The sequence below is a fragment of the uncultured Campylobacter sp. genome (assembly GCF_937997405.1).
GTDB lineage: Bacteria > Campylobacterota > Campylobacteria > Campylobacterales > Campylobacteraceae > Campylobacter_B.
In genome coordinates this window covers 1-26,188 of the sequence record NZ_CALKTL010000075.1, presented here as the reverse complement: position 1 = coordinate 26,188, position 26,188 = coordinate 1, and the positions used below count along the sequence as shown (strand labels likewise).

Here is a 26,188-nt window from a genome sequence, read left to right as displayed (position 1 = left end):
AATTCGGCTAAAAATAAAATGGCGTTTCCAAATCGCCGCTAAATTTAGGCTCGGCAGAAGGCGTAAGCCGCAGATGAAAAACGGGCGTATCGCCGAGGGGAGCGGGCACACCGCTAAAATTTGCGCCTCGGTATCCGCCCAAAATTTCCAAGCGATACCGACCGCGCTTTACTCGAAAACTCAGGCTGTTTTGCTCGCTAATGCAGCTCATATCTTTAAAATAGCCGATGCCTGCGATCTTTAGCGCGCCTGATGAGTGAAAAATCCAGCCGCGAGAGATGATTTTCGCTTCGTTTTGTGCGAATATCTCCTCATCCGCCTCGCCCACGGTAACCGCAAAATCGTAATAATCGCTGCGAACACCCAATATCGGCACCGCGATACCCTCTCTTGTGACCGCATCGCCGTGCTCAGTCTGCGTAAAATAGCCAAGAACATCCCCGTTCGCAAGCCCGTGCTCATCCAGATAGCGCGCTAGCAGCGCGAGGACCCTTTATCACGAATCCGCCCAGCTCGGAGAAAATTCGCCTTTTCATTCGCGCCTTTCTATGATCGCCGTGCGCGTCGTACGCAGAAATTTTACCGCTCATTTGCCCTCTTTGTTTTTGTTTTGCAGCGCGGATAAAATTTTATCACTGCGCTTGCAGCAGGCTAAATTTTATCTCTGCGATCGCGCCGAGAATGAAATTTGAGCTCCATTTCGCGCTCAAATTTACAGCCCGCGGTTTTTGCCGTCCATGCCTTGGCACTTATCTACAAGCCAGCGCCCGTCCTTGCGCACGAGCAGGAAGCGGCGCGCAAAGCCGTGTTCGTCCTTGGCGTAGATGTAAATTTTATTTTTGCTCTCGCATTCGGCATCCGTTAGCTCGTATCCGCCGTAGGTGCCGCCCTCCATCATCGAAAACGAAACGCCCTCGGGGCGGAAGCCGCTGCGTCTAACGGGCGTGCAGTAGCGCGCAAAGAGCTCGTCGCACCTACGCTGCACCTCGCTGTCGTCTGCGTCATCGATTCGCGATGTGGCAAATTTCTCCCACTCGCTCATCGCCGCGAAAAATTCTAAAAGCGCACTCTGCGCTGCCGCAGCGTCCCGCGGATCAAGCTTCTTTTTGTTCTTTGCGGCGTCTCTTTGCGCCTGTTCGAATTCCGCGATCTGCTCCTTGCTGAAGCGCCCGCCGCCAAGATAAAACTGGATTTTCGTATCCGCCGCGGCTAGCAGCCCCGCAAAGCTCACGTGCGAATTGACCAGGCGCAGCGATTTTAGCTTCGGGATTTGCACGATCGCCTTTAGACCCTCGTCCGTGATGCTGACGTTTTCGATACCGATGTGTTCGAGCTTGGCGTCCCCCGCAAAATATCTAAACCCCTCGCCGCTTATCTTATCGCTATCTTGCAAAAACAGATACGCAAGCTTCGGTAGCGTGGCTAGATGCTGTAGTGCCGCGTCCGTAATCGCCGTGGCTAAAAAGCCCATATTTACGAGGCTTTTTACCTCGCAGATGCGGCGTACCATCTCATCGGTGAGTGCTACGTTTTCGTAGTGATGGCCTTTGCAGTAACGCTCGCTAACCGCATCCAAAGCCTCCTGCATCGTGATCTGCCTTATCGCCTCTCCCTTAAATTTGATTTTAAAATTTTACGATTTGCGCAAGGCGCTTAAATTTACGCGCGGATTTGCTCGTGCAGCGCGATTAAATTTTGCGGCAATAGCGAGGTTGAAATATACTTTCGTCGTTGAAATTCGGCACAGAATTTCGGCAGCACTTTTTAAATTTAGCTCGCCGCGCAAGGCGGGCGAGCGGAAGAGGTGCTTTTGTGATTAAATTTTACGTATCATTTTTCGCGGCGACGCTTTTCTTCGATGCCGCTTTGCCCTTGCCTGCGCACTAGCTCGTCAAGCAGGGCGTCCGGGTGGATATTGTGCGCCGCAAGTGCGAGCAGAAGGTGAAATAAAAGATCGGCTCCCTCGTAAATCACATCGTATCGCGGCTCGCCCACTCTGTGTTCGCCGAAGCTCTCACGCGCGACGTCTGCGTAAAGCTCGCTGCGCGAGAGGTCCTTGCACGCCAGCGCGAACTCGCACGCCTCCTCGGCGATCTTTTTGAGATAGGCGTTTTCGCCCTTCGCGTAGAGCGAGGCGACGTAGGAGAGCGCGGGCTCGCCGTTTAGTTTGCGATCCAAGCAGACGTGATAAATTTCGTCCAAAATGCCGTACGGGCCTTTTTCTGCGGAATTTTCGAGCGCGGAATTTTGCGAAAAGGCGTCTAAATTTTGCTCACTGCGCTCTGCGGCGGAATTCGTCGCGATGAAATTTGCTGCCGTAAAATTTTGTGTCGCAGAGCTTTGTCGATCGCAAGAGGCAGTGGAATTTTGAGGCATAAAATTTTGCGAGCCGTCACGGGCAATAGAATTTTGGGGCGCGTAATCCACCGAGCCGTCGCAAGAAGCGGAATTCTGCCCTGCGCGGGAATTCGCGGAATGTTTCTGCACGAGAGAGGCTGCAGAGCCGTACTCTGCAAAATTTATCGCGCCGCAAGCACTCGAGCTCCCCACATTTTCGCCGTATTTTTGCAGAGAAATCTCTTTGAAAAAGCAGCTTCGCGCGCCCGTGTGGCAGGCGGATTCGCCGCATTGCTCGACTTTAAGTAGCAACGTATCGTTATCGCAGTCCAAAAACGCCTCTCGCACAAGCTGAACATGACCGCTCTCTTCACCCTTTTTCCAGATGCGTCCCTTGCTGCGCGAAAAGTAGTGCGCGTAGCCGGTACGCAGCGTCAGGCTTAGCGCCTCTTCGTTCATATACGCGAGCATCAAAACCGCGTCGTCACCCGCGTCCTGAACGATCGCAGGGAGCAGCCCGCCTAATTTTTGCCAATCTACCTTCATCTTTGATCCTTAGTTTGCGAAGTCACGCGCCTTAAATTTAGCCGCCGCACGCGGAATTTGAGTTATGAATTTACGAAGCGGCACGCCTCGTAAATTTAAAGGACAAATCTAGCGGCTAAATTTTAAGCGACCGCTAGGTTTAGGCTGCGACGAGCGCGAGTTCTGCTCGTCACGAGCTTTCACTCGCTACTAAGCTTAGCTTGCAAAATCGCGAGTTAAGCTTATGCGCCCGGAGCAACTCGCTCTATTAAATTTATCTCGCGAAATCTGGGCGTATAACCGCCTGAAATTTTAATTTTCCCGCTCGATGGCGCTTTGCTTCACCTTATCTTTTGTATCGACCCAGATATTAGGCACCGCGCCGCCCGGCGTTAGGAAAATTTTTGCGTCGCTGTTTTCGCGCAACGCCTCATTAAATTTAGCCTGCGTCTCGATCTGCTTGAGGCTTAAAAGATTTGCATCCAAGCTCTTTGCGATCTCTTTGTTGGCGTAGGCTTGCGCGTCGGCTTCGATCTTGGCGGCATCGGCGCGACCTTGAGCCTCGATTTTGACGGCGTCTGCGTTACCTTTGGCAAGAGCCGCCTTTTTAAGAGCCTCTTGGTTTGCGCGCTCGACCTCGTATTTGGTGCGCTCGGCCTCCTGCTTGGCGATCTGCACGCGCTCGATCTGCTCCTTTACCTTCGCCGGTAGGATGATCTCGCGAAGCTGCACGGCTAGCAGATCCACGGGCGAATTCGCCAGCGCTTCGATATTTTTGCGGATGCCGTCGTCGATCGCTTTAGCGATCTCGTCGCGTTTGGTCGGCAGCTCCTCGGCGGTGTAGTTGCCGATGACGCTACGTACGACGTCCTTTACGCGCGGATCGATGATCTTGTCTTCCCACAAAAAGCCCCACTCGGCGATCGTGTTGGGCGCCGTAGCTTCGTTGAGCCTGTATTGCACGGTTATGTCGATGCTGACGGGCAAGTTTCTCGAATCCAAAACAGAGAGGGAATTTTTGCGGATGATGCCGCCCGCGCCGCTTTTAGCCGGTATATCCGAGCTCAAATCCTCGCTGCTGGTGTAGTTGATGATACGCGTGCGAGTATCTACGACGAATACGTCCTGTATGAACGGCACGAAAAAGTGAAGTCCCGCGCCAAGAGGCGTCGGATCGTATTTACCTAAATTTGACTTGATCCCCACTTCGCCCGATTGGATCGTAACGAAGGGCTTTGCAATCACGAGCAGCGCGATTAGCGCGATTATCACGTAAAGCACGCTGCTAAACTTGCCCATCCCTCCGAAATTAGGAATTTTAAAATTTAAATTCCCGCCTTTTTTGTCGCTGTTTTTCTTATTAAAATAATCATTCAAATCCGCAGGCATGCGCGTCCTTATTTAACGTAAGTGAGCCAGTGCTCAAATTTCGGGTCTTTGCCCGTAACGACAGCGAAATACGCCTTCTGCAAGCGGCTCGTGACCTCGCCCATCTCACCCTTGCCGATGATCCTGCCGTCGATGTTGCTAATCGGCGTGACCTCCGCGGCGGTGCCGGTAAAAAACGCCTCGTCAGCGGCATAGAGCTGATCGCGAGCGATGCGCTCTCTGCGGACTTCGTAGCCCAGGCTGCGCGCGATTTCTATGACCGAATTTTGAGTGATGCTCTCTAAGCTGGTGTCGTTCGGCGGAGTGATGATGAGCCCATCTTTTACGATAAATAGGCACTCGCCCGGCCCCTCCGCGACGAAGCCCTGCGGATCGAGCAGTATCGCCTCATCGTACCCCGCATCGACCGCTTCGAAATTTGCCATCTGCGAGTTGAAATAATTCGCGCTCGCTTTGGCTTTTGCCATCATCGAAAATTGCGCCGGCTTTATCCACGATGAAATTTTAGCCTTGATGCCCTTGCGTAGCGCCTCTTCGCCCATATACGCGCCCCACTGCCACGCTGCGACGACGACATTTACAGAGCAGTCCTTGGACGAAACGCCCATCGAGCCGTAGCCGAAGTACGCTAGCGGGCGGATATAAACGGTCTGATCGAAGCGGTTTTTCGCGACGACGTCGATCTGGGCCTGACGAAGCTGCTCGAAGCTAAACGGAAGCTTGATTAGGCAGAGTTTTGCCGAAATTTCAAGACGGGCAGTGTGCTCGTCTAGGCGAAAAATAGCGTAGCCTTTGTCGGTTTTATAAGCGCGTACGCCCTCAAATACGGCGTTTCCGTAGTGCAGAGAATGCGTCAAAACGTGGGTAGTGGCCTCCGCCCAGGGGATTAGTTTGCCGTCTTTCCAGATGAACTCGGCCTCTTGAATTTGTGCCATTTCTTGATCCTTTTGTTTAAAATTTAATCTGCGATTTTAGCTAAAACAATATTAATTTCTAAGAAATTTAAAAGCGGTTGAAATTTGATGCGATTTTAAGACGCACAACGAGTCGTGAGTTCAAATTTAGCTCGCAACTCGGCGCAGATGGCATTAAAATTCTACAAAAGAAAGTCCGATGCCGATCTTATTGACGCTGCGTTTGTAGTCCGCGAGGCTCTCGCCATAGCCGTTAAGGTAGCGCAGATAGCCGTAAAATCCGCTATTAAAGATCGGGAAGCTGTAGTTCAGCTCGATCGCACCGCGGTTACTACCGTCAAAATGTAGGTTGTTTCGCCAAAGAGCGCTAAGTCGCTGCTTGCCGAAGGTGTATGACGCGCGCAAATCGCCGTAGCCCATATAATCCGCGATGTCCTCGTTCGTGCGGTCCAGCCAAAACGCATACCAAGCTCTGGGGGTGATCGAAAATCCATCCGCGCTCCACGTGCTTTGCGCGTAGAGTCTATTCCATGAGCGCGATTCTTCGCCGCCCTTGCCGTTTGACTCGTGCATTGCGCCTATCTTTAGCTCGTCCGCAAACGGCACCGGCGCGCTAACGTATAGCTCGGGGCGATAGTTGCTTTCGCGAAAGGGGGCGCTATCCTGCGTAATCTGCCACCAGGAATTTTGCGCGTAAGCGAATGAAATTTTCTCTCCAAGTCCCAGCGCGTCGTATGTGATCGGGCGCTCGAAGCTGAACTCAAAATGCAGCTCATCCGCCTTACGATCGGGTTTTTTGCTAAAATCATGAGTAAAGAGCATATAGATCGGCTCATAGTATTTAAGCCCCAAAAATCCAAAATTTCGACCATTTTGATCGCCTTGCGGCGCGGAATCCGGCGAGGCGGAATTCTGCGAGAGCGAGGCGGAATTCGATGATGCTAAATTTGACGCGAAGCCTGACGCAACCGAGCCTGCGTCTGCGAAATTTGACGAAGCGGAATTTGGCGCGACAGGCTTTGGCGCGGCGGAATTTTGTGCGACAGAATTTTGCGACTCAGCGGAGTTTAAAACGGCGGTATCACCGTGCAGAGTGCGGTTTTCTGCGGACGAGGTAGAATTTTCTGCGACTTTTCGGCGCGGCTTATCGCCTTTATCCGCTAGACTTGCCGCGGCGATCTTTTTGTAATAGATCATCGCGTTTTTGTAATCGCCTTTGGCCTCGTATTCGCCAGCCTTTGCATACAGCTCGGTCAGGTCTTGCGCGGCTAGACTCATGGCGCAAAGCGCGAGCGCTAAAGCTTTAAATTTCATCTGCGCCCTTTAAATCGTTTTGATAATTTATATTTAAAAACTGCTCTTTGTCTTTGAAATTTAGCACTTTGGAATTTGCAGATCCGATGAGCGCGCCGATCTTATGCTCTTTCGCGCGGTAGAGCTCAAGCGCGCGCAGCGCGAGAGCTGCGTCAAAAAATCCGCACAGGCTATGCCTATGCGCTTCGTCGCCCGCTACGCAAATTTGCCCCTCCTGCTCGCTAAGAGCGCGAATGGTGGAAATTTCTACAAATGGCATATCGGCTGGGATGATAAAAATGCGCTCGCCGCTAAATGGCTTCAGCGCCGAATACAGCGCTCCCATCGGCGAAAATTCCTCAAATTCGTCGTAGATCATAGGAAGCGGCGGGTTAAATTTAGAGGTTTTGGCGCAGGCGAAAACCCGCTCAAACTCGCGGCTTAAGCGCGAGAAAAGAAAGTGCGTCATACTGGGATGCCCACGGAATGGAAACAGCGTTTTGTCGCTGCCGAAACGCGAGCTTTTGCCGCCGCAGAGAATGACGCAGGTTTTCATAGAAATTTCACCGGCTTTCATCGATTTTATCGCGGTGAAATTTTAAATTTGAAAGTAAAATTTACAAAGAGCGCGGGCATATCAGTCTTTTTGCATATATTTGGCTTTGCCAAGGGCGTTGTTTGCGATGAACTGATAAAGGCTCGGCGCCTGAAGCTTGGCTAGCTCGGGGTATTTGGCTTTAAGCGTCTTCCATATGTCATAGACGCGCATACCGCTTGCGTAAAGCTTCATAATCTCGCTAAAATGCGGATCATAAAGGCTCGGCTTTTTATATAGCGAGAGTTTGCGGTCGGTATCAAGCACGGCGTTTGCCTCGATAAAAGCGGCAAGATCGCGCTCGCTTACTTTGGCAAAATCCTTTTCGTAGTGAGCTTTCATATGCTTTAAAATTTCTTTATTGCTAACGCCTTGGAAGTGCATTTTTTTGATCTCGAAGCGATACGCGTATAAGAAATCCTCGCTTTTTTTGGCGGTTGCGCGAAGCCTTGTTTTTTCATCTTTGAACGTCACGGAGATAAAGTGCGTAAGCCCGGGTGCAGTAACGGCGTTTTTGAACGCTTCGTCCTCCTCGCCGATCTTTTTTAAGATCGCCTTGACGGTGTAGCCCTCGGCAATAAGGTTTGAAATTTTATCTTTATACGGTTTGTAGTCGAATCGCACGCGCCTAAAACCCGTCTCGACGCTGATTTTTTTGTAGATCCTCGCATGCTCTCTAGATGTAAAATACCTAGATTTCAGCCCTTTGCGGAGTTGTTCGGCAACCGCGGTAAAATCGTCATAATCGGCGATAGACGCGATTAATTCCTTTTCGTTTACGACCCTGCCGTTAACGACCGCGATGGTAATGACCTTCATATTTTCTCCTTTGATTGGGTACAATTCTAACTTAAAACTATAAACTCAAATTTAATTATTTATTATCAAGGATTGCGGAGGATTTGTGTTTGCGAGGTAGAATTTTACGCGCTAAGATTTAGTATTTTGATTGATTTTTATATCTTTTTTGTGCTTATTCTCACGCCGCTTTTTTATACTTTTTTGTGTAGAGATGAAGCGGGTTTGCAGAGATAAATTTTACCCGCAAACTCAAGCTAAATTGCCGGCACAAGTTAGCTTTTTTTAAACGAAAAAAGCTTTTTGATCTTCGTAAGCCCAAGCTTCATGCCGCTATATTTCATCATCTTAGCCATATTGACCCACATTTCACGCTCGTAGCACGGATGCGGGCAGTGGTGACAACGCGGCTTTTCGGTATGTGGGCAGGCACCAAGACGCGCATAGGCATAGCGTAGCATTCGCTCGCAGTCGCTACAGAGATGAAAGTGCGTTTGCACAAGCCCCTTATCGTCTTTGTAGTCATGAAGCACAGCACCATCTTTTTTAAGCGCGTCCGTATGCTTGCCATCGCAGTAAATTTGGATAAATTTCGTCACCGTATTTACTTCGTAAATAAATTTTTCGCTCGTCATCTTTGATCCTTTGGAGCAGATTTTATCTAAAAGAGACAAAAATACTCTTGAGCGCGCTCAAGCTAAAATTTATAGAATTTTAAAATTCCGCGGAATTTCGCTTTATCTTTCGACCTTGTTGCTTAATAGAGTCGCGATGAAGCGTGTTTTGTCGTTTGAGGCAAGCGCGATTTGCAAGCTCATAGTAAGCGGCACAGCCAAAAATAGCCCGCCGATACCAAGCACGAAGCCCCACAATAGTAGCCCTGCAAGCACGCTGATTGTAGAAAGCCCGAGCCCTTGCCCTAAAAATCGCGGCTCGATGATATTTCCGATCGCTACGTTTACAACTAAATAGATTGCGATAGTCCAGATGCTAGAGCTTATATCCATCGTAGCTAATGTCACGAAAAGTGTTGGAAAGACCGCTACGATCGAGCCAATGGTGGGGATGAAATTTAGCACGAAAGCTAAAATCCCCCACAGCGCAGCATATGGAACACCAAGCGTCCACAGCCCAAGCCCGATGAGCGCACCGGTGCAAGCTGAAGCGATAGTTTTGATTAGCAGATATTTTTTGAGGCTGGAGGCAAATTTCTTCACAAAAGTGTGCGTAGCGCGGCTACTTTGCGAAAAATAGCGGATTTTCTCGTCGATCACGGAGCTTTCAAAGACCATAAATGAAACCATTATAAAAATGAAAAATCCCGTCGAGACTATAGAGCCTGTTTTGCGCAGTAGTGCAGATAGCTGCGCGGCGGCTTCGCTCGGATCGATGCCTAGGCTTGTGGCGTTAAGCTCTATGCCAAATCGAGAGAGCTTCGCGCTCACGCCTCCTAGCACCTCTTCAAATTTTGCTTGAAGCTCGGGCAGGCGCGCTGAAAATTCCTTGATCGCATCAAAGATGACCGCACCGAAAAACACTATAATCGCTACGAAAGCGAAAGTAATGATGAGGAAGCTAAAAACACGCCCGACGCGGATCTTTTGGACATAAAGCACCAGCGGCGAGACGAGCACCGTGATGAAAATAGCTAGCAAAAATGGCACGACGATAGCCTGCGCGGCTTTAAGACCGGCCAAGATGATTACGACGCAGGCAACCGACATCAAGGACATTTGAAGCTTCAAGGATTCTCCTAAATTTGACATTTTCGCAGAGCTTTTACGCGAAATTTTGATGAAAGGATTTTAACTAAAATTCTATAAATTTTAAGACGGAATTTTAAAAATTCATCGCAAAATTCTAAGATACGCGTAAATTCTTAGCGGGCGCAAGAAAAGTTAGAATTTTTTGCTAAAATTTTGCGAAATTTACATAAGCAGGATCAAAAATGAAACTTCCCAAACAACTTTTAGATCGTTACGCCGTGGAGCGTCAAAGCGCGGGCGAGGCGCAGCGGACGGCGAATGAGATCGCCTTTGCGCCGGTGGTCTTTCAAGTCTCGCGACTGATGAAAAAATTTGGAATTTTAAGCGCGCTTAATGAGGCGCGGGACGGGCTAAGCATAAGTGAGATCGCGCAGAAACTCTCGCTTAGCGAATACGCGTTAAAGCTACTTCTGGAAAGCTCGCTTAGCATCGGCACGGTGCTGCTGTGCGGCGAGAAATTTCGGCTCAGCAAGGCGGGGTATTTTCTGCTCACCGACGAGATGGTGGACGTGGATATGGACTTCATCCACGACGTGTGCTACGAGGGACTCTTTAGGCTCGAAGAGACGCTAAAATCGGGCAAACCAGAGGGGCTAAAGGTTTTTGGGCAGTGGGCTACGATCTACGAGGCGCTTTCGCATCTGCCGCCGCATGTGCGCAAAAGCTGGCTCGCGTTTGATCATTTTTATTCGGATTTGGCGTTTGAGCCCGCGCTAAAGATCATTTTCTCGCGCAAGACAAATAAAATTTTAGACGTAGGCGGCAACACAGGGCGCTTTGCTAAGCGGTGCGTAGGCTACGACGAAAATGTGCGCGTCACGATAATGGATCTTGCGGGGCAAATTTCGATGATGAAAGACGCCGTCGCAGGCGCGCAGGGTGCAGAGCGCATAGACGGGCTTGCAGCCGATCTGCTAGACCCCGCTACGCGCTTTCCGCGCGGCTTTGACGCGATCTAGCTCAGTCAGTTTTTGGACTGCTTTGCAGAGGAGCAGATCGTAAGCATCCTCGCACGCGCGGCGGAGTCGATGAGCGAGCAGGCGCGGCTTTATATTTTGGAGCCGTTTTGGGATAGGCAGCGCTACGAAACCGCCGCGTATAGCATGACGCAGATCAGCGTATATTTCGCCGCGATGGCAAACGGCAATAGCAAAATTTATCACTCGGACGATATGATTAAATTTGCGCAGCGCGCGGGACTTAAAATTTCACAAATTCACGACGGGCTGGGCGTCGGACACACGCTGCTGTGCTGCGAAAGGGCGCGCTGATGGACGCGCGAAGCTTAAGTGTGCGGCTAAATAAGCCGATTAAAATTTTACTTGTATTATTTGGAATCGGAATTTTGGCAAACGTAGCGATGGAATTTTATGCGGAGAAAAAACGCAGCGAGCTAGAGCGAAATTTCTGCGAAAGCAAGCAGGTGCGAGATGCGCTAGCGCGGATAAACGAGGGTGCGCCACGTAGGATCGACGATGCTACGATTTTAAAAGGCGCCGCATGCGAAGAGGGTAGCTTCATATACGATTACGCGCTAAATAGCTCGCCGAATTTAGACCTCAGCGCACTGGATGCGGGCGATGCGGAAATTTTAAAAGAGATGCTGTTTGCCAAGGCGAAGGTCAGCTTTTGCAGCACGGATTTTTCGCGGCGCCTGCGGGAGCTTGGCAAAGCGATGGTGTTAAATTACGAAATAAAGGGCTTGCCGCCAATAAAAATCACGCTGGATAAAAGCAGTTGTGCGCGGTGAATTTTAAAACCCAAGCGAAGCATTTGATTAGCCGCGTTTTGTGTGGCGGCACATTGGCGGCTGACACATCTGCAAGTTTGTGAACAGGCTCATGCTTTGACGCAGAATTTATGTGAGCAGGTCGCGGATAAAATTTAGTAAGATTTCATCGCAGCAGGTGCAGCGTCACAATAAATCCTAAAATTCTGACTCAAAATCTACGATGCTGTTTCAAATAAAATTCCGTAACTTATAGAATTTCGCGCGAAAGCTTTACGCGGTGTTTGCGCTGCTACATAGATATAATTCCGCGTGAAATAGTCAAATTTTAATGAAAAACGCCACTGGCAGAATCTGACGCAAAATTAGATCGCGGCTTAAAAAAGACTCGGCGCGTTTAGCGCTTTGTGACGGCAAAATGCACGCTGATCCGCGCCATGCTATACGCGGCGGCGCTGTAAAAGCTAAGCAGAGATTTTAGCATGTTGCTTTTGCACAGGCGAAATCAAAAGCGAAGCGGATAAATTTTAAACGAATTCGGCGCGAGCAAGCAGGCAAAGACTCACGCCGCGCTAAATTTTAAATCTCGCGCAAGCCCTACTTGCAGTCGCTAGGCTTAAATTCTACCCTTATAAATTCTTCGCCACTTTTTATCTTATAGCTCCATATCGCGCTGTTTATTAGCGGATGCATTACCTTCATCTGATTGCAAAAAATTTGCTTATTTTGGCTATCTATGACATTTTGTATCACGGTTTTTTGATCATTTCCGACACTGTCAAATTTCATCCCCATGCCGTCATTTAGCTCGTAGTTATAGATGAAGCTACCATCCTTGCACTCGGCGCCCGTTAAAGTGGTAATCTCATCGACTCTCAGCGGTGCACTCTTATTGATACCTTCCACAGCCGCTTTGAGCTGGACATTATCGCAGCTTGGTGCCGCAAAAAGCGCCGCGAAAGCAAACGGAAGTAATAAAAACTTTTTCATAATTCTCTCCTTAAAAAATTTAGTAATGATATAAAAATTAATATTAATCGGTGCTTTAAATTTAGATCGAATTTTTGGTGCCGCGAGCATATAATTTGATCCAAGTGCAGCAGCGAACGCGAAAAATTTATTTGCAGGATTTGGCCATAAAATACGGAATTAAGCAGTATGTCAAGGTGAGGAATTTATTGGCTAGCTGCACTTAAATACGAACTGCTGAGTTAAATTTCATAACGTGATTTTTACGGAATTTACCCAGCTTGCGGGATTAAATTTGATGCCTAGAGCACCAGCAAACTCGGTATCAAAAGGATTTAATGCCGCAGGCGAGATAAATCTTACAAGTAAGCGCGCATTTGAGTATTTTAAAGCCATGCTAATTATATCAATAAACAAAATTTAGGCGCAACGATCCGCAAGCGCTTGCTGCAAGATCGCCGCGACAAATTTTACCACAAGACGGCAGGCAAAAATAATCGACCAGATGCCGCTTACTATGCACAAAGGCGCAAGCGCGATTAGTTGTCGTTGATTACGTCCAAAATCTCTCTAGCGTGCACGGCGTAATCATTCGCCATCGATTTTTGAAAGATCCCGCCGATCTGTGCGTATGAGCCCTGACCGCCGCCGAAAAACTCCTCCTCGCCGAAGTTGCGCTCGTTTACGGCGATATTTTGGTTGTAGATCGGCTTTCCGTTTTTAAACATTTTTAGGCGTAGATTGTAGCGTACGAAGGGCTTTGCCGAAACATCGATGCCATCGGAGCTGTAAAAGCCAAAGCCGAATGAGCTAAGCTCGGGTGCAATGACGAGCCCTTTGCCTTGCAGCGCTTTTTCGTCGTCGGTAACGCTTACGCGCCTTAGGTAGGTGCCGAAGAAGCGCTTTGCCTCGCCTGCGACGAACTCGCCGACATCGATTTTAAGCTCATCGTCTCTGCCTAACTTCGAGCTTGCGACGTAGCTTTTTGTCCCCATTAGCTCGCCAGGGATGTAAATGAGCGCACTTTGCATGGCGTTGGTCGCGCTTATAGTGTCGTCAAGCGGCGCCACATCGGCGTTTTGATTAAACTGCGCTTCATATGCGCAACCGCTAAAAAGCGCGCAAACTATTGCGGCTAGAAAGAAATTTTTCATTGTTTGCTCCGTGTAAAAATTTTTGTAATTCTACCCCGCGGGTCTAAATTTTACGCTGAAACGGGCGGAATCGCTCTTCAATCCAAGCTAAAAAATCGCCTAAGCTTTCGCTTAAACGTGTCTTTTGGAATTTGCGTATCACCGAAATCATCGCTCCAAATTTCGTTTTTATCGGTAAACAAGCCTTTATTTTGCGCCTGCGGCATAAAGACCACTTTATCCGTAACTTGGACGCCTTTTTGCTTAAAATACTCTAGTATCTCATCCAGATCTCGCCTAGAATATATATTTATAAGGAAGTAATTTCTATTTTTGAACCTTAGCACGATATTTTTGCGGATTAAGCCCAAAGGCTCATCCGCTCTTATCAGCATATAAATTTTAAACGGCAAGATGAACAATATGAAATTTATCGTATGATATAAAAACAATACAACCTTTCCTATGTGTACCCCTATGGACGATTTTTTATACAGCTCGTAGGACGAAAAATAGTGAAATCTTCCGTAGCTATCGTATAGCTCTGATATAATGCAAAAACTCACCTTATCTATATCGCAGGCATCGCAAATTTTTATTACTTCCTCTTTCTTGACAAAATAAAAATCATTCAACGCCTGATTTAGTGATCCGGGCTTATCGTCGAAAGCATTTATATAGCTGATTTTATTATTTTCCAATAAAAAATACGCGAGACTACCCTTTCTTTTAATAGGCCAAAGTAGTGTAGCCGGCAACAATAAAAAGACCACTACGATAAACATAACTAAATCGGTACTAAAATGCGTGTAAAATTTCAAGTTTAACGGAGTAACTTCTAAATTGAATATTTTATATAGGCAACCGAGTGAAAGGAAAAGAACGATATTGTTTTGAAAGTAAACCGCTCTATCTATGATTTTGATCGGCTCTTTGTCATAATCCCTCATAAAATTCCTTTTCGGTATGATTTTTGACGAAGTGCATTTTATCACCGCCTCGCTTTCGGCGCGTTTAAAGATGCGGGGTATTTGCAGAGGTGCTTGCGGCTAGTTGCGACGAGCGGCGATCATCCTCGTTAAGCGGGCGGACAATGTGAATCTTTGCGACTAATTATGGGGCTTTTCAGACACAGAGCGAGCTTATTTGCGACTGCTTCGAGGACTACTGCGAGCATCGAGTGATCTCATCTGCGACTGCCGTGAGTGGAATTTGCTCGAAACCTAACCCCAATCTCGCCGCGAAATACTCGCGCAATATCCGCCTTTGCGCTTCGTTTACGTTTAGCCGTAGCCAGATTACCTCGCGGGTCTAAATTTTACGCTGAAAACCGAAAAATTTCACGCCTTAATGTCGTAGCTGAAATTTTTCAAAAAATATATGCGTAAAGCCTCGCGCTCGGCGCGGCTAGGACGGATGCAAAAAAATACCGCAGCACCCGTATCGTCCCTCCCGCGCAGTAGCAGGCAGTCGCGTAGTCGTAGCCCCGCTCGTCCGTCTAGCCTTCGCGCGACGACGAGCTTTGAAGCGATCAAAATCGCAAAAATGCCCGTCGCTGCATAGATCGCAGCTTCGACAAAGCCGAATTTGATCGTCAAAAACACGCCCGCGACGTATGCGAAAAGAAGCAAGAATTTTAAAATTTCTTGCAGTTTCAAAAACCGCTCGTAGCTTATAAACGGTACGCGAAACGTCCGCACGAAGCCGAACGACGGCTCTATCAGATCGACGCATCCAAGCATAAGATCGTATTTGTCTAGCCCTCTGCGAAAGGATATTTTAAGCCCGTCAAATTCCACGCGCGCCGCCTCTTTGCTACCGCTTCGCAGATAAAGTAACGCTAAAAACATAAAAACGATCGTCAGACTAGGTTTGGCTTGCTGCGAGCGTAGCGGGCTGTCCGTGTAAAACAGCTCCCCCGATCCGCCGATGTCCAAAGAGATAAAAATGCAAAAAAACGCAAGGATAGAGGCGGAGAAAATTTTATAAAACGTATCGTCGCAGATGAGGCTGAATTCGGGCTTTTGCATTAGTTTTTGTATAGTGGCGCGTCGGTGATTTTAAATCTAAATTTATTGCCCGTGCCGATAAATTTCACGAAGCTCGCTACGTCAAATCCCTGCTGCGGCGCGCTTAGCGGCGGCTTGGCAAGGATCTCGAAGCTTAGCCCCGCGTAGTTGAAAAACTTGCCGCAGCGCCGAAAGCCGTGCCTGCCGTAGAATTCTATGCGGCGCAGGCGCTGCGCGAGATTGGGCGCGTCCTCGTGCGGTGGCTCGATGTCAAGGACGATTTGCGCGCGCGGATTTTGCGTGACGATGAGCGCGAGCAGCCTTGAGCCGATCCCCAGCCCGCGAAATTTCGCATCGATGCCGAGGTAGGCCACGTAAAAAATCCCGCTCTGCTTGCCGCTTGAGGGTTCGCTCTTCTCGCAACTCGAAATTTTACTTTCATCGCGGCACGAAATCCCGCTTTTATCGTAGCACAAAATCTTTCCCTTTGCGGCATCGGACGAAATTTCGCTCTCCGTAGCGCTCGGTAAAATTTCGTCGTGCACGCTCACATTTGAAATTTTATCTGTCGCGGCACCGCGGCATAGTATTTCTCCCGCACTAGCCTGCTTTAAATCGCCGTCCGCGCGTTTTATATTATCGCTCACTAGCCCTTGATCCACGCCCGCGCCCAAAACCCCGTCGCTAACGCTTAAATCTGAAATTTCGTCGCTCGTAACGTAGCTTGAAATTTCGTCGCTCGCAGTACCGAAAGATCCCGCATCGCAAGCGAATTCCGCGCCGCTATGGGCTTTGGATCTTAAAATTTTATCCGCATTTAATCGAGGCGGTGGCTGTTTGTGGTGCAAAACCGCGCGCTTGTAGGTTTGCTCGGTCCTATAGACGCAAAACCCAACGAGCTCCTCGCCGCTTAAATTTTGCGCCGCCGCGCTTGAATTTTCGCTTGCCTCTGCGCTGGGATTTTTACTTTCCAAGCTGGATTTTTCACACGTCGCATTAGATTTTTTACCTATCACGCTGCGATTTTCAGAATTCCAAGAGGCAAATTCTGCCGCGCTGCGGTTATCCGCATCATAATTTTTATCCGCAGTACTGCGATTTTGGTTAGCTTCGTCGCGATATTGCGGCGCACATAAATTTTCACTTTCCGCCACGTAATGCTTATCAGCTGCGCCGCCAGTACTTAGGGCGCTAAAATCCTCGAAAATCGCCGCGATTTCAAGCTGTCCTTTACGCGACATTTTTAAGAAATTTTTTATGCTGATACGCTCGATTTCGGGGAACGCCGCGGCGTTGATCGCCTCTATGCGCGCGATCAGCGCCGAGTACTCGCCGATACGCTCAAGTCTCATTTGCTCTCCTTGTCGCGATAAGCCTACCGCGTAAATTTAAAATTTGCCCACCTCGCTCGCGGGGATTTCATCGCTCGGCCCTTAAATTTAATGAAATTTCGCAAAATTTAAGGGCGCCCGTCTAAATTTAATCCTCGCCGTAAATTCGCTTCAAATTCCCCAGCGTCGCGCTCGCGTTTAGTAGCAGCGCATCGGCGATCGCCAGCCGCGCCATCGCGGTGGCTACGACGCTGCCGCGCACGGCGATACACGGATCGTGCCGCCCGCGCAGCTCGCAGACCGCGTCCGCGCCGCGCACGTCGACGCTGTGCTGCGCCATGAAAATGCTCGGAGTGGGCTTAAAATGCGTCGTTATCTCGATAGGCGCGCCGCTACTTATGCCGCCTAAGATTCCGCCTGCGTTGTTGCTTGCAAAATTTGCGCCGATCTTGCCGCCGTTGGTGCGGATCGCATCATTGCTAGCGCGCATAAAATCGTTGTTTTCGCTACCTTTTAGCGTGCTTGCTTTCACTCCTGCGCCGATCTGCACGGCCTTTACGCCGTTTATGCCCATCATCGCGCTCGCAAGCGCCGCATCCAGCTTGCCGTACAGCGGCTCGCCGAGCCCAGCAGGCACGCCCGTAACGCGAGTTAGTACGCAGCCGCCGATGCTATCGCCCGCATTTTTGACGCTTAGAATTAGCTCCTTCTGCGCGCGCTCTACGGCGGGATCGAGCGCGAAAATTTCGCTGTTTTGCGCAAAGTCGAAGTCTAAATTTTCCGCGTAAATTTCGCCCACGCCGCAAACCCCGCTTTTTACGGAAATTTTAAAGTGATTTAGCAGGATTTGCGCAAACGCTCCCGCGGCTACGCGCACGGCGGTTTCGCGCGCGCTTGCCCGCCCGCCGCCTCGGTAATCGCGCAGTCCGTATTTGGCAAAATACGAAAAATCGGCGTGTGCGGGGCGGAAAATATCCTTTAGATTTTCGTAGTCCTTTGAGTGCTGGTTTGCATTGCGGATGATAAATCCGATCGGCGCGCCGGTGCTGCGACCGTCAAAAATCCCGCTTAAAATTTCGATCTCGTCGGCTTCTTTACGCGGCGTAGCGTATTTGCCGCCCGGCTTACGGCGGTCAAGCTCGCTTTGGATATTTGAAATCTCGATCTCCACGCCAGCCGGAAAGCCGTCCAAAACGCCGCCGATCGCCACGCCGTGGCTCTCGCCGAAGGTGCTAAGGCGCAATCTCTCGCCGAAAGTATTCATAGCGCGCCTCCTTGGTCGCTATCGCGTTCGTTTTGTTCGGCGTTTTTATTTCGCTCATTGCTTTTTTTAGCGCTCGGCGTGCCGCTAGGTACGCCGGCGCGGTCGCTCTTTTTGCTACCCTGCGCCCGTTCGCTGCCGCCTCGCGAGCCTTTTTTGCCGTCCTGTGCGCGATTTGCGCGGCTTTGTGCTTCGCTATCGCATGCTGTTTGCTCGCTATTTGTCGCGCTAGTGCCGTGTGAGGCGCTGCTTTGTAAAAGCTCGAGCGCAATTTGCGCGCATTTTTGCTCGGCCTCTTTTTTGCTCGCTCCCACGGCGGATGAGAGCCGCCTGCCGCCAACAAGCGCCGCCATTTCGAAGCTTTTTTTGTGATCGGGGCCGCTCGAGCCCAAAAGGACATATTCGGGCGTGACGCCGAATTTTGCCTGCGTGAGCTCTTGCAGCGCGGTTTTGTAGTCTTTAACGAGCTCGTTAAAGCTGATGCGCGGATAGAGGATTTCTAAGATTGCGGTCGCGATGCGGGCCGTGTTTTGCAGCCCGCTCTCAAGATAGACGGCGCCCATTATCGCCTCAAAGGCGTCCGAAAGCAGCGATGGCTTCTCGCGCCCGCCGTTGCGCTCCTCGGACAGCGACATATTAAGGTTCTCGCCGATGCCCAAAAATTTTGCAAATTTAGAAAAGCTGCTTTCGTTCACGAGTGCGGCGCGCAGCTTGCTCAGATCGCCCTCGTCGCTGCTAAATTTTTTGAAAAGATACTCGCCCACGATCAGATCCATCACCGCATCGCCTAAAAATTCCAGCCTCTCGTTGTTGTGTCCGTTTTTGGCACTTTTGTGCGTAAGAGCGATCTTGAGGTGGGTTAAATTTTTAAATTTGTAGCCCAGTTTTTCTTGTAATTTTTCTAAATTTTGCATCTTTGCCCTTTTTTATAAAATTTTACGAAATCCGCGGCAGCTCGCACGCAAACGGCATCTGGCGCGAACAAAACTTGCGCAAGCGAAACGAACGAGTGCAAGCACAGCCCGCGCTAAATTTGTATTAACGCCGAATGAAACGCGCTAGCGTCGATCTGCGACGAATAAAATTTAAACGTGCCCGCTAATCCTAACGCAAATCGCGCCGAAGCTTGATTGCCGCAAATTTAATCTTCGCCAAAAACACGCCTGTCCTCAAATACAAAAGCTCGATTGCGTGAACGAATGCGCTAAAACCGGCTTCGGGCGATAAAATTTACGCCGAAGCGGCTCTGTGTGCAAAGCAAACGCGGGCAAATCTATGCTAAATCCGCGTAACCGCGAGCTTCGCCGTAGAATTTCAGCCCTTTATCGCTTCTGCAGCCGCGCGAGCCATAGCGTCGCACTCCTCGTTTTGCGGATGTCCCGCATGCCCTTTGACCCACGAGGCTTTGATCTCGTGAGGCGCCGCCGCCGCAAGGTATCTGCGCCACAGATCCGCGTTTTTTTTGCCCTTAAAATCGGTAACGACCCATTTTGCGAGCCAGGAATTTATCGCCTTAACGACATACTCGCTATCGGTAAAAAGCTCGACGCGGCAGGGCTGCTTAAGCGCGCTAAGCCCCATTATAGCGGCCGTTAGCTCCATTTGATTATTTGTCGTCATCGCCTCTGCGCCGCTTGCCTTTTTTATCGCGTTGCCGTATTGCAGTATGTAAGCCCAGCCGCCTGCTCCAGGGTTTCCGAGACAGCTGCCGTCGCTAAAAAGTTTGACCGATTTCACCGGTTTTCTCCGAAATTTGCGCTCTGATCTCCATGCTGCCTAGCTCGTAGCAGACCGGACAGCGGTGCGAGAAGAGCCCCACCGAGCTTTTACACTTCGCGCAGGTGTAGCTAAAGCTAAGCCCGGCGTCCTCAAAGCCCGCGTCTTTCATAGCCATAAGCGCGTTGATCTCAAAAATTTTACTCGCGCTCTGCGGCTTTTGATCGCTTCTTCCAAGCGCGTAAAAAAGCGCATTGTACTCCGCATCTTGCGTATTTACCGCCGCAGGGAAATCATAGATCAGATCGATCGCCTGTTCGATCGGCGGGAAGCGGTCAAAGCCCTCCATAGGCTCTTTGTTTTTGATAAAAAGCTCCATGCAGAACCGCCCCGCGCCTTTGAAGTTTAGCTTTGAAATTTTAGCGATCTTTTTATTAAACGGCGTATTTGCGTCGTTTGCGATGATCTGGGCGCGCTCGAACTGGCTTTGAGCATATACTTCGGCGTCCTGTTCGCGCAGCGCGTCAAGCACTTCAAGCGCCTCATTAAAGCGCTTCAGCCGCTCATAAATCACCGTAAGATGCGTAAGAGCCTCTTTGTTTCTCGGGCGCAGCTTCAGCGCCTGTAAAAACACCTCTTCGGCGCGCCCTAAAAAGCCCGCTTTGAAATATACGATACCGAGATTGGTAAGGATAAATTCCCTCTGCACGCCGCCGCTAGCCTTACTTAGCGCGATTAGATAAATTTCTATCGCGCGCTCGAAGTCGCCGCTTTTGACGAAAGAGCTAGCCAAAATTCCAAGCGTCGGGATGTCTATTTGCGGGCTTGCCAAAAGCTGTCTGTGCTCGGTGCTAAGTGCGTCTAGGGTGTAAAATTTTTTGATGAAATTCTCTAGACTCTGCCTCTCATTTTTTTTAGAAAAAACTCCCCAAATGTAGCTTAGAATCGACACTAGCAAGATTATGCTTATCAGCATGATAAGCCCGAAAATCGGGTCGCGATCGTCTAAGAAAAAATTATCCAAATCAAACCTCGTCGCAAAAATAAAGGGCAATTATAGCAAAGTGCGGGTATAATTTCGCTTATGATTAAAAACGAAAGCATAGAAAATCTGCTGGCCACCGTAGATATTGTAGACGTCGTAGAAAAATATGTCCCGCTTAAGCGCAGCGGCGCAAATTTCGTGGGCGTCTGCCCCTTCCACGACGATTCGCACCCGAGCATGAGCGTGAGCTCCAAGCTTGGAATTTTTCACTGCTTTTCGTGCAAGGCAGGCGGCAACGCGATTAAATTTATCCAAGATTACGAAAAGATAAGTTTTCCCGAAGCGGTCGAAAAGCTTGCCGGGATGTATAATTTCGCGCTGCAATACACCGGCGCCAAGGTGCAGGAGCGCAGCGAAGAGAAGAAGGTGCTCGGGATTTTAAACGCCTACTACCAAAGCTGCCTTTATCAAAACCCCGCCGCCGTAAAATACCTGCACGATCGCGGCCTAAGCGATCAGAGCATTCGCAAATTCGGCCTTGGCTATGCTGGATCTAGCGCGCAGACGATCAGGGTTTTGCAAAACGAAGAAATTCCGCCGCAAGATGCGCTAAATGCGGGCGCGGTGAAGCAAAACGAACGCGGGCTTTATGCTAGCTTCATCGAGCGCATTACATTTCCGATCTACAACCACGCAAGCAAGCTTGTGGGCTTCGGCGGCCGCACGATAAGCGATAATCCCGCCAAATACGTCAATTCGCCGCAGTGCGCGCTGTTTGATAAATCTAAAATTTTTTACGCATTCGACCTTGCGAAAAAAAGCGCGATCGCCAAAAAAACCCTCATCATCACCGAGGGCTACATGGACGTCATCATGCTGCACCAAGCGGGCATCGACAACGCCGTAGCGGTGCTCGGCACGGCGCTGACGCCCGCTCATCTCCCGCTTATAAAGCGCGCGGAGCTTAACGTCGTGCTTAGCTTCGACGGCGACGTCGCTGGCATCAATGCGGCGATAAAATCGGCGCGGCTTTTGTGCCTGAATAAGATCGACTCAAGCGTCGCTATAATCGGCGGCGGTGCCGATCCTGCGGATATGATAGTCGCAGGCAAGGTGCGCGAGCTAGAGCAAATTTATGCTAGCGGCATGGAGAGCGGGGAGTTTTTGATCCGACAGATCGCTAAAAAATACGACCTCGCCCGCCCCGTGCAAAAAGAGGCGGCGCTAAATGAGATCAAAGAATTTACCGCAGCGCTCGGCCCCGTGCTCGCCGAGTCCTACCAGAGCCTAGTGGCGCAAATTTTAAACGTCTCGCCCGGCTCGTTCAACCTCGCCGACGGTGGTAAAAATTTCGGCGCGGGCTTTGAGGGACGAAATTTTAACGAGAGCGGGAGCTTCGGCTCTCGCGATTTCGGTTCTTACGGGGGGCGCGGCGCAGACGGCAGGGGCTTAAACGGCGGAAATTTTAATCTTTCGCAAAACACGGCGCGTTACGAAAGCTCCGCGTCGCCTACCACTTCGGCGAGGCTCGGGCGCTCGCTACCGCGCCGCAAGGAGATCGCGGAGCTTCAGATCATAAAATCGATGCTGCTTGATGGCGAGATGGCGGAGCTCGGGCTCGGCTGCTTGGAGCGGCGCGATTTTCGCATGCACGGCGATATTTTCGAGGCGTTTTTGGCTTTCGCTCGCAGCGGCGGAAATTTTAAAAATTTCATCATGGGCGAGGGCGGTAATGCAAATGGTAGCGCTTTCGAAAATTTTACTGCAGGCGGTGCGGGAGAAATTATCCAGGGCGAGAGCGTAAATTTAAAAAGCGGCGAGAGCTCTAGCGAGCAAAATTTTAACGGGCAGGGCTCCGCAAGCGCCGTAAATTTAAAAGGCTCCGCGCAGCAGGGCGTAAGCAGCGGTGAGAAGCAAGAGGGCGCAAATAACGGCGAGAAACGGAGCTCAAACAACGGCGCAAAGCAAGGCGAGAGGGAAGCCGCCGCTCAAAATGTTCAAAGCGCTCAAAATGCCCAAAATGTTCAAAATGTCGAAAGCGAAGCCCTTGAAAATCTGCGCGCGCTTGCGCTGGACGATGAAATTTTGCCGATCGGCGGCGTGGCGCTTTTTAATGACGCGTGCAAAATTTTACGCCGCAACGCCCTGCAAGAGCTAATGCAAAAGCTCAAAAACTCCGACGCGCCCGACAAGATCGAGCGGATCTTGGAGTATCAAAAAAAGATCAATCAACTCAAGTAAAGGAACGAAATGAAGGCATTGGCGCTCTTTAGCGGCGGGCTTGACTCTATGCTCGCGGTCAAACTCATCGTCTTGCAAGGCATTGAGGTGCTCGCGCTGAATATGGATATCGGATTTAGCGGCAAGGACGATAAGAGCGAGATCATGCGCCGCAGAGCCGCAGCCGCGGGAGCGGATTTTAAAAGCGTCGATATCAGAAGCGAATATCTGCGGCAGGTGCTTTTCGAGCCCAAATACGGCTACGGCAAGCACTTCAACCCCTGCATCGACTGCCACGGATATATGTTTAAGACCGCGCTTGCGATGCTACAAAGCGAAGGGGCGAGCTTCATCATCACGGGCGAGGTGCTCGGACAGCGCCCGATGAGCCAGCGCGCACAGGCTCTAGCTCAGGTCGGCGGGCTTAGCGGCGATGAGGAGGGGCTGATCCTACGTCCGCTGTGCGCGAAGCTGCTGCCGCCCACGACGCCCGAGATCAAGGGCTGGGTAGATAGGGGCGCGCTGCTTGATATCAGCGGGCGCGGGCGGGCTAGACAGATGCAGCTGGCGGCGGAGTTTGGTTTTGAGGATTACGAAACGCCTGCAGGAGGCTGTTTGCTGACCGTGCAGAGCTTCAGCGAGCGGATCAAGGATGCGGTAAAATTTGAAAAGATCGAAACGCCCGCGGACGCCGAAATTTTAAAATTCGGGCGTCATCTGCGCCTGCCAGGCGGCGCCAAGCTCATAATCGGGCGAGATGAGAGCGACAACAAAAAGCTTGCCGCAGTGCAAAATCCGAAATTTAGCGAGATAAAATTTAAAGATGACGTCGTGGGCGCGCTAAGCCTGCTAAGCAAGGGCGCGAGCGAGGCGGATAGAGAGCTTGCGGCGAGGCTGGCGCTGACCTACGCCAAAACGGACGCCGCGCGCAGCTACGCCCTGCTCATAGAGGGCAGCGAGCTGAGCACAAGCCCATTTGAGAGTAAGGATGCCGCCCGCGAGTATTTTGTGTAAAATCTAAACCGCCATCCAGGTTGTATTTGATAGGCGTAAAAACGATGCATAAGCGCAAGAAGCTGCGATAGCAGATACAAGAGTAAAATTTAAAACGACGGCGGCTGAAAGGCGAGCCGAAAATGCGGCGACAGCAGGCTAAATTTAACCGCCGTGAACGCTAAATTTAAAAGTAAAAGCGAGTAAATTTTACAAATTTAAGGAGCGTTTATGGAGTATTTCAAGCCGTTTTTTGTAAAGATCGCAGGTCGCGCCAGAGAGGGCGACCATACGAGCGCGCATGATCAGATCATCGCGCCGCTACTGCAAAATGCGCTCGCCGCCTATGTCTATAACGGCCGCAAAGATAGCATCGTGGGGGCATTCGGTAGCGTAGAGCATCCGCTAAACTTAAACGAGTTTAGTTTTCTCGTGCGCGAGCGGGGTAAATTTCGCCTCGATCTTTCGCGCGAATGCGTAAACGGCGCCGAGATCTTTTGGAACGCCTGCAGTTTTAGGCGCGGCTCGGTTATTATTTTGATCGAGGGGGAGTTTGATTTGGTGCCTATTTTACGCCGCTGCGCGGAGATAAGCATAGACGAGACGCCAAACATGGGAAACAGCCCCGCAGCAACCAAGCTTGCCAAACGCTCGATGAGCGAGGGGCGGATCGCCGTGCTTTTTAGCGCTTCGAATGGGATAGAGTGGATGGATATCTATGCGCCAGGTGCCGTGCAGGATAAAATTTTAAAACTTGCGGATGAGATAAACGGGGACGAAATTTAAAAATTTATAAAGCAGGGCTCCGCATTAAATTTCACGCAGGATAGGCATTATGCGCCCATGTGCGCGCAGGCAAAAACAGAAGTCGCAAAAATAGGTCTCGCCTATCGCTCTCTGCGCCTTGTCAAAAGATAAAACAAAATGATCGCCGTCAAAACCACCGCGATTGCGGCGTAAATTTTACCTATGCCGCCGTAGCTTTTGGAGCTGTCGCTTAAATACAGATTTATTATCGCGCCGTTGTCCGTTGAAATTTCAAGCTTCGCACCCTTTGCGCCGTTTAGCTTTACGCGCAGCATATTTGCCGCGGGGCTTGAAATTTCGGGCTTATCCATAAAGGAGTAGCTGGTTTTGTAGCTTTTCATCAAATCGTTGCAGTCTTTCGGGGCTACGAATATATCGTAAAACGCGCCGTTTTTCACGCTCAGATTTTCTCCGCCTTGCACGACGAAATATCTAAATTTAGGTGCTTGCGTGATAAACTCCCACCGTAGCGTCTTTTGCCTCCCGCCCTGCTCGTAATTAAACTCCGCGCTGTATTTGGCGTCAAATTTAAAAACATCTCTGCTGAAAAGCACGAACTGCCTATCGCTTAAAATGGCGTTAGGATCAGAGTTTTTGTCTAAAATTTTAACGTTTTGAAGCTCCCTGCCGCCTTCGTAAATTTTAAAACTTTTCATCGCTACGGGCGGTCCCTCGGCATTAAATTCCACGCTTACGGGGTTTGCAGTGATTTTGCACTCTGGCATGGGATCTGGAATTTCATTGCTGAAAAACGCAAGCGCGGGCTCGTCGTTCGGGTAATAGACGTAAGGACGCGAGTTTAGCGCTGTGGCGCTTTTGAACCTATCCTCCCTCATGCGTAGCGTTTCGTTTTTGCACATCCCAAGTAGAAATTTGCCGCTTCCTTCGTCGTTTAAATTCCGTGAGCAAAAGGCGTTGAGGCGCGAATTTCCCATCTCAAAAACGTAGCTACTTTTTTTGCCGTGCTCAAAATAGCCGATGCCGATCTCATCCGAAGCAAAATCCAAAAATGCAAATCTATGGTAGATCGCGCTAAGTAGCCCGTCGATCGCACTTTTTAGATCGCTTGAGTTATAGGATAAATTTTCCCGTACTGCGGCATTATAGCCTGCGTAAAAAGCGCGCTTTGACGGATTTTCGCCCGTGAAATTCGGCTTGCCAGGGCTCTCGTCGTGCGACATCGCCTCGTTTGCGACGACATATTTTGCGTGATTAAGCGCGGAGATATTTAAAATTTCATTCTGCGAAAGCTGATTTAGCCCCGATTTTGCGCGCACATTGTTGATGTAGCTTAGCGGATCGTCGTAAAAGGAAAAGCCACTCATCGCAACGAGCGGCTGTTTTAAATTTGAAGGGGTGTTTTCGCATGCGGCAAAAAGCGCGCAAATCGCCCCGAGACCCAGAAGCCTAAGCCGCAG

At 50.0% G+C, this 26,188-nt stretch carries 26 protein-coding genes and 2 pseudogenes; 6 read left to right on the top strand and 22 right to left on the bottom strand.

Annotation, left to right across the window (positions count from 1 at the left end):
• Nucleotides 1-7 precede the first annotated feature (7 nt).
• The 12 genes and pseudogenes from Q0372_RS03945 to Q0372_RS03890 form a co-directional block, all read right to left on the bottom strand.
• Nucleotides 8-376, bottom strand: coding sequence for a hypothetical protein (locus tag Q0372_RS03945; RefSeq protein ID WP_298102827.1), 369 nt, complete (start codon nucleotides 374-376; stop codon nucleotides 8-10).
• A gap of 82 nt (nucleotides 377-458) precedes the next feature.
• Nucleotides 459-590 carry a hypothetical protein gene (locus tag Q0372_RS03940; protein WP_298102825.1) on the bottom strand — a complete coding sequence of 44 codons (132 nt, stop codon included), beginning with the start codon at nucleotides 588-590 and terminating at the stop codon, nucleotides 459-461.
• A 122-nt stretch (nucleotides 591-712) separates the two neighbouring features.
• On the bottom strand, nucleotides 713-1,588 hold the full coding sequence (locus Q0372_RS03935) for an NTF2 fold immunity protein (RefSeq protein WP_298102822.1): 876 nt from the start codon (nucleotides 1,586-1,588) through the stop codon (nucleotides 713-715).
• 242 nt (nucleotides 1,589-1,830) lie between these two features.
• Complete coding sequence (locus Q0372_RS03930; protein ID WP_366810436.1) at nucleotides 1,831-2,550, bottom strand: phosphoribosyl-ATP diphosphatase; 720 nt, start codon at nucleotides 2,548-2,550, stop codon at nucleotides 1,831-1,833.
• 18 nt (nucleotides 2,551-2,568) lie between these two features.
• Nucleotides 2,569-2,883 (bottom strand): annotated as a pseudogene (gene hisI, locus Q0372_RS03925) (phosphoribosyl-AMP cyclohydrolase); the annotation flags it as partial.
• 291 nt (nucleotides 2,884-3,174) lie between these two features.
• Nucleotides 3,175-4,251: an SPFH domain-containing protein gene (locus Q0372_RS03920; protein WP_298102819.1), complete on the bottom strand. Its 1,077-nt coding sequence runs from the start codon at nucleotides 4,249-4,251 to the stop codon at nucleotides 3,175-3,177.
• Between the two features lie 8 nt (nucleotides 4,252-4,259).
• Entirely contained in the window at nucleotides 4,260-5,186 is a 927-nt protein-coding gene (locus Q0372_RS03915; RefSeq protein ID WP_298102814.1) for a branched-chain amino acid transaminase, read from the bottom strand.
• Nucleotides 5,187-5,339: 153 nt separating this feature from the next.
• Complete coding sequence (locus tag Q0372_RS03910; protein ID WP_298102811.1) at nucleotides 5,340-6,479, bottom strand: phospholipase A; 1,140 nt, start codon at nucleotides 6,477-6,479, stop codon at nucleotides 5,340-5,342.
• On the bottom strand, nucleotides 6,469-7,014 hold the full coding sequence (locus Q0372_RS03905) for an NTP transferase domain-containing protein (protein WP_298102808.1): 546 nt from the start codon (nucleotides 7,012-7,014) through the stop codon (nucleotides 6,469-6,471). Before Q0372_RS03905 ends, Q0372_RS03910 begins: the two co-directional genes overlap by 11 nt.
• 81 nt (nucleotides 7,015-7,095) lie before the next feature.
• Nucleotides 7,096-7,872: a hypothetical protein gene (locus tag Q0372_RS03900; RefSeq protein WP_298102806.1), complete on the bottom strand. Its 777-nt coding sequence runs from the start codon at nucleotides 7,870-7,872 to the stop codon at nucleotides 7,096-7,098.
• 254 nt (nucleotides 7,873-8,126) lie between these two features.
• The gene (locus Q0372_RS03895) at nucleotides 8,127-8,486 is read right to left on the bottom strand and encodes a nitrous oxide-stimulated promoter family protein (RefSeq protein WP_297942202.1); all 360 of its coding nucleotides are present in this window, start codon (nucleotides 8,484-8,486) and stop codon (nucleotides 8,127-8,129) included.
• A gap of 102 nt (nucleotides 8,487-8,588) precedes the next feature.
• Entirely contained in the window at nucleotides 8,589-9,596 is a 1,008-nt protein-coding gene (locus Q0372_RS03890; protein WP_297883170.1) for an AI-2E family transporter, read from the bottom strand.
• Between the two features lie 203 nt (nucleotides 9,597-9,799).
• Between Q0372_RS03890 and Q0372_RS03885 the strand changes: the two genes are divergently transcribed.
• The 3 genes from Q0372_RS03885 to Q0372_RS03875 are packed head-to-tail and all read left to right on the top strand — an operon-like array spanning nucleotide 9,800 to nucleotide 11,367.
• Entirely contained in the window at nucleotides 9,800-10,576 is a 777-nt protein-coding gene (locus Q0372_RS03885; protein WP_298102803.1) for an SAM-dependent methyltransferase, read from the top strand.
• A 12-nt stretch (nucleotides 10,577-10,588) separates the two neighbouring features.
• Nucleotides 10,589-10,888, top strand: a complete 300-nt coding sequence (locus tag Q0372_RS03880; protein ID WP_298102801.1) for a hypothetical protein — start codon at nucleotides 10,589-10,591, stop codon at nucleotides 10,886-10,888.
• Nucleotides 10,888-11,367, top strand: a complete 480-nt coding sequence (locus Q0372_RS03875) for a hypothetical protein (protein WP_298102798.1) — start codon at nucleotides 10,888-10,890, stop codon at nucleotides 11,365-11,367. The genes Q0372_RS03880 and Q0372_RS03875 overlap by 1 nt, the downstream gene beginning before the upstream one ends.
• A 576-nt stretch (nucleotides 11,368-11,943) precedes the next feature.
• Here the strand turns inward: Q0372_RS03875 and Q0372_RS03870 are convergent.
• From Q0372_RS03870 to Q0372_RS03830, 9 genes and pseudogenes are all read right to left on the bottom strand, one after another.
• Nucleotides 11,944-12,336 (bottom strand): hypothetical protein, encoded by a 393-nt coding sequence (locus Q0372_RS03870; RefSeq protein ID WP_177387146.1) that lies wholly within the window; start codon nucleotides 12,334-12,336, stop codon nucleotides 11,944-11,946.
• Between the two features lie 518 nt (nucleotides 12,337-12,854).
• Entirely contained in the window at nucleotides 12,855-13,469 is a 615-nt protein-coding gene (locus Q0372_RS03865) for a hypothetical protein (RefSeq protein ID WP_298102795.1), read from the bottom strand.
• Nucleotides 13,470-13,546: 77 nt separating this feature from the next.
• A complete protein-coding gene (locus Q0372_RS03860) occupies nucleotides 13,547-14,398 on the bottom strand; it encodes a hypothetical protein (protein ID WP_298102792.1) in 852 nt (283 codons plus the stop codon).
• A 390-nt stretch (nucleotides 14,399-14,788) separates the two neighbouring features.
• Nucleotides 14,789-15,478 carry a hypothetical protein gene (locus Q0372_RS03855; protein WP_298102789.1) on the bottom strand — a complete coding sequence of 230 codons (690 nt, stop codon included), beginning with the start codon at nucleotides 15,476-15,478 and terminating at the stop codon, nucleotides 14,789-14,791.
• Nucleotides 15,478-16,809: a hypothetical protein gene (locus Q0372_RS03850; protein ID WP_298102786.1), complete on the bottom strand. Its 1,332-nt coding sequence runs from the start codon at nucleotides 16,807-16,809 to the stop codon at nucleotides 15,478-15,480. The genes Q0372_RS03855 and Q0372_RS03850 overlap by 1 nt, the downstream gene beginning before the upstream one ends.
• 127 nt (nucleotides 16,810-16,936) lie before the next feature.
• Nucleotides 16,937-18,052, bottom strand: a complete 1,116-nt coding sequence (aroC, locus tag Q0372_RS03845) for a chorismate synthase (RefSeq protein WP_298102783.1) — start codon at nucleotides 18,050-18,052, stop codon at nucleotides 16,937-16,939.
• A 248-nt stretch (nucleotides 18,053-18,300) separates the two neighbouring features.
• Nucleotides 18,301-18,963, bottom strand: a pseudogene (rnc, locus tag Q0372_RS03840) (ribonuclease III); the annotation flags it as partial.
• Between the two features lie 400 nt (nucleotides 18,964-19,363).
• Nucleotides 19,364-19,786, bottom strand: a complete 423-nt coding sequence (rnhA, locus tag Q0372_RS03835) for a ribonuclease HI (protein WP_298024044.1) — start codon at nucleotides 19,784-19,786, stop codon at nucleotides 19,364-19,366.
• On the bottom strand, nucleotides 19,764-20,789 hold the full coding sequence (locus Q0372_RS03830; RefSeq protein ID WP_298102781.1) for a tetratricopeptide repeat protein: 1,026 nt from the start codon (nucleotides 20,787-20,789) through the stop codon (nucleotides 19,764-19,766). Before Q0372_RS03830 ends, rnhA begins: the two co-directional genes overlap by 23 nt.
• Nucleotides 20,790-20,849: 60 nt before the next feature.
• Here Q0372_RS03830 and dnaG point away from each other — a divergent pair, with 60 nt between their 5' ends.
• The 3 genes from dnaG to Q0372_RS03815 all read left to right on the top strand — a co-directional run bounded on the left by dnaG (nucleotide 20,850) and on the right by Q0372_RS03815 (nucleotide 24,749).
• Entirely contained in the window at nucleotides 20,850-22,991 is a 2,142-nt protein-coding gene (gene dnaG / locus Q0372_RS03825) for a DNA primase (RefSeq protein WP_298102779.1), read from the top strand.
• Nucleotides 22,992-23,000: 9 nt separating this feature from the next.
• Nucleotides 23,001-23,984, top strand: a complete 984-nt coding sequence (locus Q0372_RS03820; protein WP_298102777.1) for an argininosuccinate synthase — start codon at nucleotides 23,001-23,003, stop codon at nucleotides 23,982-23,984.
• Between the two features lie 210 nt (nucleotides 23,985-24,194).
• Nucleotides 24,195-24,749, top strand: coding sequence for a hypothetical protein (locus tag Q0372_RS03815; protein ID WP_298102774.1), 555 nt, complete (start codon nucleotides 24,195-24,197; stop codon nucleotides 24,747-24,749).
• Nucleotides 24,750-24,850: 101 nt separating this feature from the next.
• Here Q0372_RS03815 and Q0372_RS03810 read toward each other — a convergent pair.
• On the bottom strand, nucleotides 24,851-26,188 hold a 1,338-nt coding region (locus Q0372_RS03810), incomplete at its 5' end, for a CAP domain-containing protein (RefSeq protein WP_298102772.1).